A 16,481-nucleotide genomic window follows, 5' to 3' on the forward strand; every position below is an offset into this window, starting at 1 on the left:
AAAGACGACACAGGAGGAGACCATGAAACATTTCGCCCAGCTGCTCACCGCCCTGGAGGAATACCGCCAGTACATCGAGGGGGTGGAAAAATCCCAGTTCCCGGTGGTGCTCACCGGCCTTTCCGGGGTGCACAAGGCCCTGATGATCTATGCCTCCTGCGTCAATCTGGATGTCCCGGCTCTGGTCCTCTGCCCGGATGAGGCGGCGGCCACCCGGCTGTGCGAGGACGTGAACGCCCTGTTTGAGGATAACAGGGCCCTTGTCTATCCCGCCCGGGATTTTACCTATCGGGACGCGGACAGTGTCTCCCACGAGTATGAGCAGGCCCGGCTTTCGGTGCTGGGAAAGCTGCTCAAAGGGGAAACAACCCTGGTCTTCTGTTCGGTGGAAGGGCTCAGCCAATTGACCATCCCGCCCCAGCGGTACCGGGAGCTTGCCTTTGACATCGCTTCCGGGGAGGAATACCGGCTGCCGGAGCTTATAGAGCGGCTCATTGGCGCGGGCTATGTCCGGGCCGATCAGGTAGACGGCATGTGCCAGTTTTCCCTGCGGGGCGGCATTCTGGATATCTATCCCCCTGACAGCCCCTATCCGGTTCGGGTGGAGTTTTGGGGGGATGAGGTGGATACCCTCTCCTATTTTGATGTGCTGACCCAGCGGCGGCTGGACCCGGTGGAGCGGGTGAGCATCTCCCCGGCCCGGGAGGTCCTCTTCTCCTCCTCTGAGGAGCTGATAGAAAAGCTGGAAAAACTGCGGGAACTGCAGCGGGGCAAGGCCGGGAAAGGGGCCAAGGAGAACATCGACCGGGACATCCAGCGGCTGCGGGATCATCTCAGCTTTGCGAGCTTTGACCGGTTCCTGCCGCTGGCCTATGGACAGGGGGCCACCCTGTTGGACTACCTGCCCGAGGGCTTTCTCTTTGTCTCGGATTATATCAAACTGCGGGAGACCCAGAAGAATTTTTCCTGGCAGATGGAGGAGGACCTGAAAACCCTCTTTGAGGAAGGTGTCCTCTGCCGGGGGCTGGAGCGCTTTTATCTGGAGCGGGGAGAGCTAATGCAGGCTTTGGCCTCCCGGCGCACCGTGGTGCTGGAGACCTTTGCCCGGGCCCTGCCGGAGCTCCCGGTGAAAACCTTGGTGAACTTTGACGCCATCCAGCTTTCGGGCTGGAGCGGCGAAATTAAATATCTCACCGACGACCTGAAAAGCTTTTTGGAGCGAAAATACTGCGTGGCTGTTTTGGCGGGAACCCGCCGGGCGGCCCAGGCCCTTGTCTCGGATCTGCGGAAAGAAAATATCCCCGCCGAGTTTGCCGAGGATGTGAAGTCCATCGTCTTCGGCCGGGTCTTTGTGCTGGAGGGCGGTCTTTCCGGCGGGTTTGACCTGCCGGGCATCCGGTTTGCCCTCATCACCCAGGCGGCCACCCGGAGGCTGGGGGAACCCAAGCGGAAGCGCCGGGCCAAAGCGCCGGGGGATAAGATCAGCTCCCTGGCCGATCTGACCCCAGGGGATTACGTGGTCCACATCTCCCACGGCATCGGCGTCTTTGAGGGAATCCATAAGATGGATATCCACGGGGTGGTCAAGGACTATATTAAAATCCGTTACGCCGGGGCCGACACCCTCTATGTGCCGGTAACTCAGCTGGATCTGGTGAATAAATACATTGGCCCCCGTGAAAACGGCAATATCCGGCTCAACAAGCTCAACTCCACCGAATGGCAGAAGACCCGCAGCCGGGTCAAAAAGGCGGTGGACGACATGGCGGATGAGCTGATCAAGCTCTATGCCCAGCGGATGCAGGTCAAAGGCTATGCCTTCTCCCCTGACAGCGAGTGGCAGCGGGAGTTTGAGGAGCACTTCCCCTATGAGGAAACCGACGACCAGCTCCGGTGCATTTCGGAGATCAAAGGGGATATGCAGTCCACCGTTCCCATGGACCGGCTGCTCTGCGGGGATGTGGGCTTTGGGAAAACCGAGGTGGCCCTGCGGGGCGCCTTCAAATGCGTTCTGGACGGCAAGCAGTGCGCCATTCTGGTGCCCACCACCATCCTGGCCTGGCAGCACTACAACACCATCCTCACCCGGATGGAGGGCTTTCCCGTCCATGTGGAGATCCTCTCCCGGTTTAAAACCCCCAAACAGCAGCAGGAGATTGTCAGAAAAATAGGCCGGGGCGAGGTGGACATTGTGGTGGGCACCCACCGCCTGATTCAAAAGGATGTCCGGTTTAAGGACCTGGGGCTTGTCATCATCGACGAGGAGCAGCGCTTTGGGGTGGCCCACAAGGAGCGGTTTAAGGAGCTTCGCTCCACGGTGGATGTGCTGACCCTTTCGGCCACCCCCATCCCCCGGACCCTGTCCATGGCCATGTCGGGGATCCGGGACATGTCGGTCATCGAGGAGGCCCCCTCCGACCGGCACCCAGTGCAGACCTATGTGCTGGAATACAACCGAGGGGTCATTGGCGACGCCATCAAGCGGGAGCTGCGGCGGGGCGGCCAGGTGTTTTACCTCCACAACCGGGTGGAGACCATTGACCGGTGCGCTTCCAAGATTCAGGAAATGGTGCCCGACGCCCGGATCATGGTAGCCCACGGCAAGATGGGGGAGGAGGAGCTTTCCTCCATCTGGCAGGGGCTTTTGGATCATGAAATCGACATCTTGGTCTGCACCACCATCATCGAAACCGGTGTGGATGTGCCAAACTGCAACACCCTCATCATTGAGGACGCGGACCGGATGGGCCTTTCCCAGCTCTACCAGCTCCGGGGCCGGGTAGGCAGGTCCAGCCGCCGGGCTTTCGCCTACTTCACCTTTCAAAAAGGCAAGGTCCTCACCGATGTGGCGGCCAAACGGCTGGCCGCCATCCGGGAATTTACCTCCTTTGGCTCAGGGTTCCGGATCGCCATGCGGGATCTGGAGATCCGTGGCGCCGGCAATATCCTGGGCGCCCAGCAGCACGGCCATATGGAGGCCGTGGGCTATGAGATGTACCTGAAGCTGCTCTCCGACGCTGTGGCGGAAAAGCGGGGAGAAATTCCCGAAAACCCGGTGGAGGAATGCCTTATCGACATCCGCATCGAGGCCCACATCCCGCCCCGGTATATCGAAAACCAGGCCCAGCGCATCGAGGTTTACCGGAAAATCGCCGGTATCCGCACCTATGAAGACAGCCTGGATGTAATGGATGAGCTCATCGACCGGTTCGGCGAGCCGCCGGCCTCGGTGAAGGGGCTCATTGACGTCAGCCTGATGCGCAACACCGCCTCCCGGATGGGAATTACCGAAATCACCCAGAAGAATAATGAGATCGTCTTCTCCCTCTCCCGGGTGGATATGAAGATGATCGGCTCCCTGGTATCCCAAATGCGGGGCCGGGTGCTTCTCTCCGCCGGCCAGAAGCCCTATCTGACGGTAAAAATCGCCGATCAGCAGACGCCGTTGGAGGCTATGCGGCAGATTCTTTCCGCCATGGATATGGCGGACGCCCCCACCGAATCATAAAAACAGGGCCCGGATTTTTCCGGACCCGTTTGTTTTTCACTTCAACAGCAAAAAACAAGGAAAATTCATGTTTTTTTGTGGACTTTTTGACAGAAGGCGTGTATAATTTTATTCTATCAGCGGCATTTTCCAGATGTTTGGGGAAAATACCGTTAGGTGCGAAAGAATGTAGTGAAACTGGGAGGAAATCAAATGAAACTCGCGAAGAAAATTCTTGCCGCGGTCTTGGCGTCCTGTATGGCCATACTGACCTTCGCTGGATGCGGCAGTCAAGATACCAGCTGGATCGCCACCGACAAAGATGGGAACGCCATCCCGGTGGGCGTCTATCTCTACCATCGTCTGGAGGCTTATACCGAGGCGCTGGACCTGGTGGAGGATAAAGCTGGCGAGGCATGGGATCAGGAGATCGAGGGCAAGACCGGCTATGAATGGGTGCACGATAAAGCCCTCCAGGCTGTGAAAAACTATGCGGCAGTGGAAGAAAAATTCGAAGAGCTGGGCTATACCCTGGCAGAAGAGCAGGAGGCCTACGCCGAGAACCAGGCGACCCAGCGGTATAACTATTACAGCGGCCTGTATGAGGCCAATGGCATCAGTTCTGATTCCGTCGTCGCCATCTATATGAACCAGATGAAGAGCAGCGTTATCTTCCAGAACACCTATGCCCCGGGTGGCACCCAGGGCCTTTCTGTGGACGAACTGAAACAGGAACTGGAAGAAAACTATCTGAGATTTAAGACCATCATGCTGCCCAGAACCAATTCGGATGGCGTGCTGCTGTCCGATGAAGAGCTGGCCGCGGCAGAGGAAGAACAGGCGAATTATCTCAAACGCGCCCAGGATGGCGAGGATTTTGACCAGCTGATCATCGAATCCGAGGATAATTATATTAAGGATCTCAGGGGCGATGAGAGCTACGAGCCCACCACCTCCGATTATGGACATGACCATGCTGAAGAGAATGCCCATGTTAGCGTTTTGCGTAAGGACAGCACCGACGTTTCTGCGGAACTGCTGGACGCTGTCGCTGCCGTAGACGAAGGGGAGTTTGGTACTGTGGAAGACATAGATTACTACTATGTGTTCCAGCGCCTGGACATCACCGAGGATGAGGACGCCGTCGTGGAGGCACTGGAGGCCCAGCTCACCAGCGACCTGAAAGCCGACGACTTTGACAAAGAGATCGAGGATTGGGGCAACAATGTCCAGCTCACCTTAAATGATAAAGCGGTGGATTACTATCAGAAGAGAAAATTTAAAGAGGCTAGCTTCTAAAGGGAATGTCTAAATCTTTAACCCGGGCTCATGAAAATCATGGGTTCGGGTTTGTTTTTTGTTGAAAATCCCCTCCTTCTGCCCTTTTTTCTTTTTTCACGGAATGCAACAAAAAAATCTGTGGGCCACACTATAATATAAAAGGGAATGTATAAAGGAGGGGTACGAATGAAAAAACTTAGCGTTATAGCTTTACTGCTGATCCTGCTGTTGACCGGATGCCATGAGCCGGCGCCTGCTGCCGAATCCAATCCACCCGAAATTTCCACCACCCCCCTGCGGATAGAAAAGGGACTTACCCCTCAGACCCTTTACAATACATTGGTGGGGCGCCTGGGCCTGGTAGGCTCTGTTTTGGAAAGTCAGGGCACAGGCCCTATCTTCCAGGAGGCGGAGATGTATACTGTGTGCAGCAAGGGGAATCCGCAGCCGATGCTGATGATTTTCCGCTTTACCGATGGCAGCCAGGCTCAGAAGTCTCTGGAGCTTTTTCTGGAGCAATCCTTGGAAAAAGGCCAGGATTTGAGCGCGAAGATATACCAAAAGGATAATTTAATTGCATTATATACAAATAGTAATGAAAGTGTCCGGCAGGTGCTGGGTGAAATCATGGATTGTGCCCAGATATAACCCCCAAAAGGGCTATCTCCCGCGCCAAGGGAATCTGATACAGACGTTGCAACAATTGAAAAATGTAAAAACTCCGGCAGTGAGTCCCGCTGCCGGAGTTTTTCTATCGAAAAATTACTTTATTCAAGAGGAGCGCCGCAGGGCTTGCAGTTTTCCATGGGAACCCCTTGGGCGGCCAGATCGTTCTTTGCCGCGGCATACAGCCGGTAGCCGCCGCTGAGGTTTTTGGTTTTATAGCCGTTTTGCCGCAGGATGCACTGGGCGATGTAGCCTCTGAGCCCCACGGCGCAGAAGATATGAATCTCCTTGTCCTTGGGCACCTCAGAAAGCCGCTGCCGCAGAACATCCACCGGGATATTGACGGCGCCGGGAATGGTGCCATGGGCAAATTCGCCGGGGGTGCGCACATCCAAAAGGAAGGCGTTTTCTGGCAGGTTGGCCAGATCCTCCACATAGAAGGGGATCATCCGTCCCTCCACCACATTGCCGGCCACATAACCAGCCATGTTGACAGGGTCCTTGGCGGAGGAGAAGGGCGGCGCGTAGGCCAGTTCCAGCTCCTGCAGGTCAAAGACATCCATGCCGGCCCGGATGGCGGAGGCCAGCACATCCATCCGCTTGTCCACACCGTCCCGGCCCACAATCTGAGCGCCTAAGACCTTGCCTTCGGAGGTGTAAAGGAGCTTGACCACCATGGTGCTGCCGCCGGGATAGTATCCAGCGTGGGAGGGGGAGATGGTGAAGGTCTTGCGGTACGCTATACCCGCCCGCTGCAGGGTGGTCTCATTTTCTCCGGTGACCGCTGCGGTCATGTCAAAGACCTTGGCGATGGCTGTCCCCTGGGTGCCGTGGTAGGCTTTCTTCTCCCCGCACAGGTTGTCGGCCACAATCCGCGCCTGCTTGTTGGCAGGGCCAGCCAGCGGGATGATGGCGTCGGCGCCGGTGCCAAAGGACTTGACGCCGATGGCGTCCCCCACAGCGTAAACGTCGGGCACATTGGTTTGCAGGTACTCGTCCACCAGGATTTCGCCTCGGCTTCCCAGGGCGATGCCGCTGTCCTTGAGAAAACCGGTCTCCGGCCGGACGCCGATGGAGAGGATGACCATATCCGCCGGGATCTCCCTGCCGTCAGAAAGGATGACCTGATCCCGGTCGATGCGCTGGGCCATGCTTCCCAGGTGAAGGTCCAGCCCTTTGGAGCGCAGATGATTTTGCAGTTCATGGCTCATGTCCTCATCCAGGCTGGCGATGACATGGGAAGCGGCCTCGATGACGCTGACCTCTAGTCCCAGCCGGCACAGGTTGTCCGCCATTTCCAGGCCGATGTAGCCGCCGCCGATGACCGCCGCCGTCCGGGGATTGTGGCTGTTGAGATAGTCCTTGATCTTAAAGGTGTCGGGGATGTTGCGCAGGGTAAAAACATGTTCCGGATGCTGGATTTCCATGTTGGGGACAATGGGGCTGGCTCCGGGAGAGAGAACCAGCTTGTCATAGCTTTCGGTATAGGTTTCCCCTGTCTTATGGTTGAGGACGGTGACCGTCTTTTTCCCGGTGTCCACAGAAAGGACCTCGTTGTTGACCCGGACATCCACCTGGAACCGGGCGTTAAAGCTTTCCGGCGTTTGCAGAAGAAGCTCTTCCCGCTGGGTGATGACGTCTCCTACATAGTAGGGCAGGCCGCAGTTGGCAAAGGAGATATACTCCCCCTTTTCCAGCATGATAATCTGTGCTGTTTCATCCTTCCGGCGCAGCCGTGCCGCCGCACCGGCGCCGCCTGCTACCCCGCCTACAATCACAGCTTTCATTGACATGAATACGCTCCTTTCCAACGGTTTATTTCAGAATCCCTCGCAGTAAGAAAAGCTCTGGGATCACAATGAATAGATTATCTTTATTATACCATGAATCTCCTCTTTTTTCATTGTATAAAAGGCCCAAAAAGGCCGGGGACTTCAAGTCCCCGGCCTTTCTATTTTTTGTTTTAATGCTTTCCTAAAGAGTTATAGTCTTTATTGAGTTTAGCCACAATCCCAGCGCCCGCTAAGAGGGCGATGATGTTGGGCAGGAACATGAGGCCGTTGAACATATCGGACATGTTCCATACTAAGTCTACCTTTAGGCTGGAGCCCAACAGGACAAAGAGAACCACCAAGGCAGCATAGATCTTGACAGCTTTCTTTCCAAAGAGGGCCTTGACATTGACCTCGCCGAAGAAATACCAGCCGATGATGGTGGTGAGGGCAAAGAAGAACATACAGATGGCGATGAAGATCTTTCCGAAAGAGCCAAAAGCAGAGTCAAAGGCCGACTGGGCCAGGGGCGCGGCAGTCAATCCGTTGCCTAACACTCCGGTGGAAAGGATGACCAGAGCAGTCAGGGTCAGGATGATAAAAGTGTCGATAAAAACGCCCATTATGGCGATGATGCCTTGATCGCTGGGGTGTTTGACCTTGGCGATGGCGTGGGCATGGGGGGTAGAACCCAAACCTGCCTCGTTGGAGAAAAGTCCCTTAGCCACACCGTAGCGCATGGCTTGTTGGACCCCTATGCCCAGGGCCCCACCCATGACGGCCTGGGGATAAAAAGCGCCCACAAAGATATCCCGGAAAGCCTGAGCGACACCGGAGCCATTCATAAAGAGGATGATGAGGCAGCCCACCATATAGAAGACCGCCATGAGGGGCACTACCTTTTCGGTGACCCGGGCGATCCTCTTGACGCCGCCCAAAAAGACAAAGCCGGCGATGAGGGCGACAACGATGCCTATAGACCAAGCGGGAATCCCGAAAGCGGTGTGGAAGGCGTCTCCGATGGAGTTGGACTGGACCATGTTGCCTATAAAGCCCAGTGCCAGAATGAGGGCTACAGAGAAGAAACCTGCCAGGAATTTACCGAATTTCCCTTTAAATAGATATTTGATATAGTAGACAGGGCCGCCGATAAGCTGGCCGTCCTCTTCTTTCCGGGTCTTTTGGGCCAGTACTGCCTCCGCGTAGATGGTGGCCATGCCGAAGAAGGCGGAAAGCCACATCCAGAAGATGGCGCCAGGTCCGCCGGATGCGATGGCGGTGGCGGCGCCGGCAATATTTCCGGTGCCCACCTGGGCTGCGATGGCGGTGGTCAGCGCCTGGAAGGAGCTGAGGCCGTTTTCCTGATCCTTGCCATGGAGGGAAAAGTTGCCGAAAAGTTTTTTCATGCCTGCGCCAAACTTGCGGATCTGGACAAAGCCCAGCCGGATGGTGAAAAAGATGCCGGTGCCCATCAGCAGGAAAATGAGGGCATAATCCCAAAGCCAGCTGTTAATCAGCTGTACGACCCCGTCCACGCTGTCCATGGCGGACGCGAAGAATTGTGAAATTGCTTCCATACTGATAAATCTCCCCTCTTTTTTCAGAGATTCCAACAAAGCGGGCCATAAAAAAAGAGCTGACATATTTGTCAGCTCCGGAACAACAGACGGCAAAGGGCAGCCCTTAGCCCGCGGTTTTCTCACCTGGGCCTTTCTGCCATTTGACCATAACCCTGTCCTTTTGCCTGAGAGATTCATGGCCAGCGGCCACTTTCACCTTCGGCACCCACCTATATGGGATTCTCCAGAGCGCCATCCAACCACAGTCCTGTCCCCGTCGGGGACGCCTGAGAGTATCATTCCTTCGGCAAGCATTCGCTGTTTTCCTGCGGTTTTCATCTGGCTTTGATCAATTAGCTTCTATCATAACGGAATTTGTAGGATTTGTCAATCTTCACGGGGGCTTTGGTGAATTTTTGCCCTCCCTTTGGTCGGTGGATTTTCGCCGGTTCCAAGGATAAGATGGAAAATAGAGCGGAAAAAGCTGGAGGAAACCCTCTATCGATACCTATTGACTTTTATCCGTTTTCGGACTATAATGCCAGATGCCCGCCTCTGGAAGGAAAGGAGGAGCCGATGGAAAATATGACGAGTGATCCCCTTGCGTTGTTTAACCAGCTTTATAAGGAAATGGATGAGATTTACCATCAATATGCAAAAAGACAGGGGATTTCCGACACAGCCTTGTGGCTGTTATATTCCCTTTATGAAGACGGTGCAGGCTATACCCAAAGGGAGTTATGCTCCGCTTGGCACTATCCGCCCCAGACTATCAATTCCGCCCTGAAAAACCTTGTGAACCAGGGCTACATCCAACTGAAACCGGTGGAGGGCAACCAGAAAAACAAGCGAATCGTCTTGACAGAAGCGGGAAACGAAATGATGCAGGAGATCATTTCTCCCCTTATCCGCGCAGAAAAAAGAACGTTCCAGAGATTAGAAAAGAGTGAAAGGGATGCCTTACTGTCCCTGACCCATAAATATGTGAGTCTTTTGAAAAGTGAAGTCAAATAAACCCTGCATCCCCGCCAGCGTCCAGCGGTTTTGGCAGGGAGAAGCAAAAGATGGTAGGAAAGGAAGGGATTACCATTTATGAGCTCCATCGCATTGTTTGCGAAAACACCGCCGCTGAAGCTATTCTTTTTGGCGTCCATTCCCGGCGCCATCAGTATGTTGGCTTCCGCCCTTTATCAGACCATTGACGGCGTCTTTGTAGGCCAGTTTTTAGGCGCCACCGCTTTTGCGGCCCTGAATCTGGCCATGCCCTTTGTCATTATCAACTTTTCCTTGGCGGATCTGATCGGTGTCGGGTCCTCGGTACCCATTTCGGTCAATCTGGGTAAGGAAAACAGCCGAGAAGCGCACAACATCTTCACCTGTGCCTGTCTGATGATTATAGGAGCCGGCGTTGTCATCGGCGCTATTATGTTTGCGGCGGCTCCTTTACTTATGCGGCTGATGGGCGCGGAGGGCGAGTTTGCCCGGTTGGCGGTACAGTATTTACGGGTTTATGCCTTATGTTCCCCGGTGACCACCATTATCTTTGCGGTTGACAATTATTTGAGGATTTGTGGATATATCCGAGGGAGTATGGGGCTCAATATTTTCATGTCTATGATCAGCGCCGGATTGGAGTTCTTATTCCTGGGCGTATTTCATTGGGGGATCTGGGCGGCAGCTTTGGCTACCTGTTCAGGGATGTGTATCAGCGCTGCCATCGCCTTTATCCCCTTTTTCCGCGGGAAAGCCCTCCTCCGGTTTTGCAAGCCGCGGTTTTCGGGGAAGATGATCCGGCAGATTATCGCCTGCGGAAGCCCTAACTTTTTAAACAACATCGCCGGCAGGATTACCTCCATTCTGATGAACTTTATCCTGGTTCGGCTGGGCGGGGAGACGGCGGTATCGGTTTATGGCATTCTGATGTTCGCCGAAGGGTTTATCCAGCCGCTGCTGTACGGCATGTGCGACTCCCTCCAGCCAGCGGTGGGATACAATTGGGGCGCCCAGAAGTTTTCGCGGGTCCGCGCCATTGAAAAATGCTGCTTTGCAGCGGCTGCTGTTGTTTCCCTGCTGTCGGTATTTGCCATCGCCTTTTTCCCGGAGCAGATCACCAGGCTGTTTGTGGCCAACCCGGGCAACGACATCCTCAACATGTCCATTGGCGCCCTGCGGCTCTTTGGCCTGACCTATGTGACACGGTGGTTCTCCTTTGCCACCCAGAGCTATATGCTGGCTATAGAAAAGCCGCTGCCAGCGTCCCTCATCTCCCTATCCACTGCATTGCTGTTCCCCGTCGTCCTGGTAGGCGCTCTCTGGCCCTTAGGTTTGACGGGTATCTGGATGAATTTCGCGGGGACTTCCCTGCTGGCGGCCATCCTTTCTGCGATCATCCTGAAAAAACTGTGGCATGAGCTAAAAAAGCCGGATGCAGAAAAAACTGTAGCCCCTGAGGGGAATTCCTGATCAACAAGCAGCTGGAAAACGATTGTAAAAACGCCAAGCTCCTATGGGGCTTGGCGTTTTTTACCGGAGGGAAATCCACTACAAAAAAACAAGGCCTTCCATGGGAGCCCATGGAAGGCCTTGTTTATTCATGCTGAAAAAACTGCGTTTTGACAGCTTATTTGTTTGCCTCTTCTACTGCGACAGCGCAGGCAACAGTGGCGCCAACCATGGGGTTGTTGCCCATGCCGATGAGTCCCATCATCTCCACGTGTGCGGGGACGGAGGAAGAACCTGCGAACTGTGCGTCGCCGTGCATACGGCCCATGGAGTCGGTCAGGCCATAGGAAGCCGGGCCAGCAGCCATGTTGTCCGGATGGAGGGTACGGCCGGTGCCGCCGCCGGAAGCGACGGAGAAGTATTTGACGCCGTTCTCATAGGACCATTTCTTATAAGTACCGGCCACCAGATGCTGGAAGCGGGTGGGGTTGGTGGAGTTACCGGTGATGGAAACGTCGACCTTCTCATGTTTCATGATGGCAACGCCTTCCAGAACGTCGTTGGCGCCGTAGCATTTGACCTTGGCTTTGTCGCCGTCGGAGAATGCTTTCTCTTCCACGACTTTCAGCTCGCCAGTGGCGAAGTCATAATCAGTCTTTACATAGGTAAAGCCGTTGATTCTGGAAATGATATAAGCGGCGTCCTTGCCCAGGCCGTTGAGGATAACCCGGAGGGGTTTCTTTCTGGCCTTGTTGGCGGTTCTGGCGATACCGATTGCGCCTTCTGCGGCGGCGAAGGACTCATGTCCTGCCAGGAAGCAGAAGCAGTCGGTCTCTTCTCTCAGGAGCATGGCGCCCAGGTTACCATGGCCGCGGCCCACGTCTCTCTGCTCAGCGACGGAACCGGGGACACAGAATGCCTGCAGGCCCAGGCCGATAGCCTCAGCGGCGTCAGCGGCAACCTTGATACCTTTTTTCAGCGCAATGGCAACGCCCAGGGTGTAAGCCCAGACGGCGTTTTCAAATGCGATGGGCTGTACGCCTTTGACAATGGCGTCAACATCTATACCCTTGCTCAAGCAAAGGTCACGTGCCTCCTCGAGGGATGCAAAGCCGTACTCAGCCAGGCATTTCTCGATTTTGGCCATTCTTCTTTCTTTACCTTCAAACTGTGCCATGTTTGTTACCTCCTTCTTCCTTATTCTTCACGCGGATCAATGTACTTGGCAGCGCCCTCATAGCGGCCGTATGTACCGATCGCCTTCTCATAAGCTTCTTTCGGATCCATGCCATGGCGGATGTTTTCCAGCATGACGCCCAGTTTTACGAATTTGTAGCCGATGACCTCGCCGTTCTCATCCAGAGCGATCTGCAGAACATAACCTTCGGCCATTTCCAGATAACGGACGCCTTTTTCCTTGGTGGAGAACATGGTACCCACCTGGGAGCGCAGACCTTTACCCAGGTCTTCCAAACCGGCGCCGATGGGCAGTCCGCCCTCGGAGAAAGCGGTCTGGCTGCGGCCGTAAGCCAGCTGTTTGAAGATTTCCCGCATAGCTACGTTGATAGCGTCGCAGACCAGGTCGGTGTTGAGAGCTTCCAGCAGGGTTTTGCCCGGGAGGATCTCAGCGGCCATTGCTGCGGAATGGGTCATGCCGGAGCAGCCCAGGGTTTCTACCATGGCCTCTTCGATGATGCCCTCTTTGACATTCAGGGTGAGCTTACATGCGCCCTGCTGGGGTGCGCACCAACCCACACCATGGGAAAGACCGGAAATATCAGAAATCTGATAAGCTTTGACCCATTTTCCCTCTTCAGGAATGGGCGCCGGGCCGTGTTTGGGGCCCTTTGTGACGACACACATTTTCTCAACTTCATGAGAATAGTTCATATCGGTACTCCTTTCGGCTCCACGGGAAATCCCCGTGAACATAGATTTGAACGTCCGGGCCGCTTTCTTGGCCGGTGGTAACAGCGGCTGACGTAAAATTCTCCGTCCGCCATTCTGTACCTGATTCACGGCAAAATATGCCGTTTTTGGACAGAATCGCGTACCTACCTTGTATTATAATATGGGCAGGGGTATTAATCAAGATAAAAACCGGTTAAAATTGTGTCAATCCTGCAAAAATGCTTGATTTCAAGCCGTTTATTCACTGAATGTTCATCCATTCACAGGGGAGCTTGACTATAATGATAATGTTTGCTGGCCGAAGCTTTTGCCTCCAAAAGGGCCCTTCCTCCCGGCGGTTGGCCATGTCCGGGACGGCGCCCGTCGGCCGCGTTTTTCTGCCGTCTGTAGGCCAAAGACGGCTTCGCCCCGGCGTTGACAAACGCCAGGAGGGCGGCTAGAATAGGAAATGCTCACAGGAATCCGGTTTGCACCGTATAAAACGGTGTTTCCAATAGATATTAGAGGTGAAATTACTATGGGTTTTCTGGAAAAAATCTTTGGCTCCTATTCCCAAAAGGAGCTCAAACGGATCAACCCCATTGTGGATAAGGTCATCGCCTTGGAGGACAAATTCAAGGCAATGAGCGACAGCGAGCTGAAAGCCATGACCCCTGCCCTGAAGGAGCGGCTGAAGAACGGCGAGACGGTGGATGACATTCTGCCTGAGGCCTTCGCCACCTGCCGGGAGGCTGCCGACCGGGTGCTGGGGATGCGCCACTTCCCGGTACAGATCGTAGGCGGCGTGGTCCTCCATCAGGGCCGGATCGCTGAGATGCGCACCGGTGAAGGCAAGACCTTGGTGGCCACCCTGCCGGCCTATCTCAACGGCCTGACAGGGGAGGGCGTGCACATCGTCACCGTCAACGACTACCTGGCCCGCCGTGACTCGGAGTGGATGGGCAAGGTCTACCGTTTCCTGGGCCTGTCTGTGGGCCTGATTGTCAACGGCCTCAACAACGAGGAGCGCCGCAAGGCTTATAACTGTGACATCACCTACGGCACCAACAATGAATTCGGCTTTGACTACCTGCGGGACAATATGGTCATCTACAAGACCGACAAGGTCCAGCGGGGATTTCATTACGCCATTGTGGACGAGGTGGACTCCATCCTCATCGATGAGGCCAGGACTCCTCTGATCATCTCCGGCCAGGGAGATAAATCCACCGATCTATACTCTATGGCGGATCAGTTTGCCCGCACCCTCCGCTGCAAAAAGGTCAAGGAGCTCAACGACAAGGAGGAGCAGGAGGACGAGGTAGGAGAAGATTACGACTACATCGTGGACGAAAAGGCCAAGACCTGCACCCTGACCAAAAACGGCATCAAGAAGGCGGAGGCCTACTTTAATGTAGAAAACCTGATGGATGCCGACAACATGACGCTGCAGCATCATATTAACCAGGCCATCCGGGCCCACGGCATCATGCACCGGGATATTGACTATGTGGTCAAAGATGACCAGGTCATCATCGTCGACGAGTTTACCGGCCGTCTCATGATCGGCCGCCGTTATAACGAAGGACTCCATCAGGCCATTGAGGCCAAGGAAGGGGTCAAGGTGGAGCGGGAGTCCAAGACCCTGGCCACCATCACCTTCCAGAACTACTTTAGGATGTACAAGAAACTGGCCGGTATGACCGGTACCGCCCTCACCGAGGAGGCTGAGTTCCGGGAGATTTATAAGCTGGACGTCATCGAGATCCCCACCAACAAGCCCTCCCAGAGAGTCGACCATCCCGATGTGGTCTTTAAGAATGAGGCTGGAAAATTCAACGCCGTCATTGAGCAGATTGTCCAGTGCCATGAAAAGGGCCAGCCGGTGCTGGTCGGTACCATCTCCATCGATAAGTCGGAGCGGCTGGGCAATATGCTGAAGCGCCGGGGGATCAAACATGAAATCCTCAACGCCAAATACCACGAAAAAGAGGCGGAGATTGTCGCCCAGGCCGGTAAATACGGCGCTGTGACCATCGCCACCAACATGGCCGGACGTGGTACCGATATTATGCTGGGCGGTAACGCCGAGTTTATGGCCAAGGCGGAGATGCGCAAGATGGGCCTTCCCGAGGAGCTCATCAGCGAATCCACCGGTTTCTCTGACACAGATAATCAGGAGATTCTGGACGCGAGAAAGACCTTCCAGGAATTAAACGCCAAATATAAAGAAGAGATCGCCGGTGAGGCCGAGAAGGTCAAAGCCGCCGGAGGCCTCTTTATTGTGGGCACCGAGCGCCACGAGTCCCGCCGTATTGACAATCAGCTGCGAGGCCGTGCCGGCCGTCAGGGAGACCCAGGTGAAACCCGGTTCTACCTGTCCATGGAGGACGATCTGATGCGGCTGTTTGGCGGCGAGCGGATGCAGAACATGATGGAAGCCCTCAATCTGGAAGACGACATGCCCATCGAAAATAAGATGCTGACAGGCACCATTGAGTCGGCCCAGCAGAAGGTGGAAGCCCGTAACTTTGGCATCCGCAAAAACGTCCTTCAGTTTGACGACGTTATGAACCGCCAGCGTGAAATCATCTACGACCAGCGTTCCAAGGTGCTGGATGGGGAGGATCTCCACGACAACATTTCGAAGATGATCGAGGCGGTGGTCCAGACCGCTGTGGATCAGTTCATTCCCGATACCGACGACAAGGACGACTGGAATTTAGACGGCCTGCGGGGATATTTCCTCGGCTGGGTGCTGACAGATGATGATCTGAAATACACAGATGACCAGCTCTTCGGCCTGACCCGGGAGGAGCTGGTGAAGGATATCACCGATAAGGCCCGGGTTCTCTATGCCGCCAAAGAGGAGAAACTGGGCAGCGAGCTGATGCGGGAACTGGAGCGGGTTGTCCTTTTGCGGAATGTGGACGCCAAATGGATGGATCACATCGACGCTATGGATGAGCTCAAACGGGGTATTTACCTGCGCTCCTATGCCCAGAAGGATCCGGTCGTGGAATACCGTCTGGAAGGCTTTGACATGTTTGAGGAGATGAACAACTCCATCCGAGAGGATACGGTGAAGATGCTCTTTACCATCCAGGTCAAGACCGAGGAAGCCCCCAAACGGGAGCAGGTAGCCAAACCTACCACTGCTTCCCACGGCGGCGACGGAGACGGCTCCGAGAAAAAACAGCCCATTAAAAAGGGCAAGAAGATCGGCCGCAACGACCCCTGCCCCTGCGGTTCCGGCAAAAAGTATAAGAAGTGCTGCGGCCGCGACGCCTGACCTGCTCTCAGCAGGAGGCCTCCCGGCTGCGGAAGAAAGCTGCCGCTCCAATGATGGCGTCGGAGCAGTGGACTTCTGACGCGAATCGCGGC

10 protein-coding genes and 1 riboswitch are annotated in these 16,481 nt (G+C 55.1%); of the genes, 6 read left to right on the forward strand and 4 right to left on the reverse strand.

Going from position 1 to position 16,481, the window contains the following annotated elements; all coding sequences use genetic code 11:
• The first annotated feature begins 22 nt into the window (after positions 1 to 22).
• The 3 genes from mfd to WGC32_RS07815 all read left to right on the forward strand — a co-directional run bounded on the left by mfd (position 23) and on the right by WGC32_RS07815 (position 5,416).
• Positions 23 to 3,508, forward strand: a complete 3,486-nt coding sequence (mfd, locus tag WGC32_RS07805) for a transcription-repair coupling factor (protein WP_342681293.1) — start codon at positions 23 to 25, stop codon at positions 3,506 to 3,508.
• A 192-nt stretch (positions 3,509 to 3,700) separates the two neighbouring features.
• Positions 3,701 to 4,786 (forward strand): hypothetical protein, encoded by a 1,086-nt coding sequence (locus tag WGC32_RS07810; RefSeq protein WP_342681294.1) that lies wholly within the window; start codon positions 3,701 to 3,703, stop codon positions 4,784 to 4,786.
• Between the two features lie 168 nt (positions 4,787 to 4,954).
• The gene (locus WGC32_RS07815; RefSeq protein WP_342681295.1) at positions 4,955 to 5,416 is read left to right on the forward strand and encodes a hypothetical protein; all 462 of its coding nucleotides are present in this window, start codon (positions 4,955 to 4,957) and stop codon (positions 5,414 to 5,416) included.
• A gap of 119 nt (positions 5,417 to 5,535) precedes the next feature.
• On the opposite strand, the gene WGC32_RS07820 is transcribed toward WGC32_RS07815, so the two are convergent.
• Positions 5,536 to 7,227 carry an FAD-dependent oxidoreductase gene (locus WGC32_RS07820; RefSeq protein WP_342681296.1) on the reverse strand — a complete coding sequence of 564 codons (1,692 nt, stop codon included), beginning with the start codon at positions 7,225 to 7,227 and terminating at the stop codon, positions 5,536 to 5,538.
• A 170-nt stretch (positions 7,228 to 7,397) separates the two neighbouring features.
• Positions 7,398 to 8,750 (reverse strand): alanine/glycine:cation symporter family protein, encoded by a 1,353-nt coding sequence (locus WGC32_RS07825; protein WP_342681351.1) that lies wholly within the window; start codon positions 8,748 to 8,750, stop codon positions 7,398 to 7,400.
• A 178-nt stretch (positions 8,751 to 8,928) separates the two neighbouring features.
• Positions 8,929 to 9,023, reverse strand: a riboswitch (glycine riboswitch).
• Positions 9,024 to 9,341: 318 nt separating this feature from the next.
• Between WGC32_RS07825 and WGC32_RS07830 the strand changes: the two genes are divergently transcribed.
• Complete coding sequence (locus WGC32_RS07830; protein WP_342681297.1) at positions 9,342 to 9,779, forward strand: MarR family winged helix-turn-helix transcriptional regulator; 438 nt, start codon at positions 9,342 to 9,344, stop codon at positions 9,777 to 9,779.
• 78 nt (positions 9,780 to 9,857) lie between these two features.
• A complete protein-coding gene (locus WGC32_RS07835; protein ID WP_342681298.1) occupies positions 9,858 to 11,228 on the forward strand; it encodes an MATE family efflux transporter in 1,371 nt (456 codons plus the stop codon).
• Positions 11,229 to 11,385: 157 nt separating this feature from the next.
• Here the strand turns inward: WGC32_RS07835 and WGC32_RS07840 are convergent, their stop codons facing one another.
• Both WGC32_RS07840 and WGC32_RS07845 read right to left on the reverse strand, forming a co-directional pair.
• Entirely contained in the window at positions 11,386 to 12,384 is a 999-nt protein-coding gene (locus WGC32_RS07840; RefSeq protein WP_191509351.1) for a GGGtGRT protein, read from the reverse strand.
• A 20-nt stretch (positions 12,385 to 12,404) separates the two neighbouring features.
• Positions 12,405 to 13,097: an iron-sulfur cluster assembly scaffold protein gene (locus tag WGC32_RS07845; protein WP_191481320.1), complete on the reverse strand. Its 693-nt coding sequence runs from the start codon at positions 13,095 to 13,097 to the stop codon at positions 12,405 to 12,407.
• A gap of 538 nt (positions 13,098 to 13,635) precedes the next feature.
• On the opposite strand from WGC32_RS07845, the gene secA reads away from it, so the two are divergent.
• A complete protein-coding gene (secA, locus tag WGC32_RS07850) occupies positions 13,636 to 16,389 on the forward strand; it encodes a preprotein translocase subunit SecA (RefSeq protein WP_342681299.1) in 2,754 nt (917 codons plus the stop codon).
• The last annotated feature ends 92 nt before the right edge of the window (positions 16,390 to 16,481 follow it).

The organism is Zongyangia acetica, assembly GCF_038739695.1.
GTDB lineage: Bacteria > Bacillota > Clostridia > Oscillospirales > Ruminococcaceae > Zongyangia > Zongyangia gallinarum.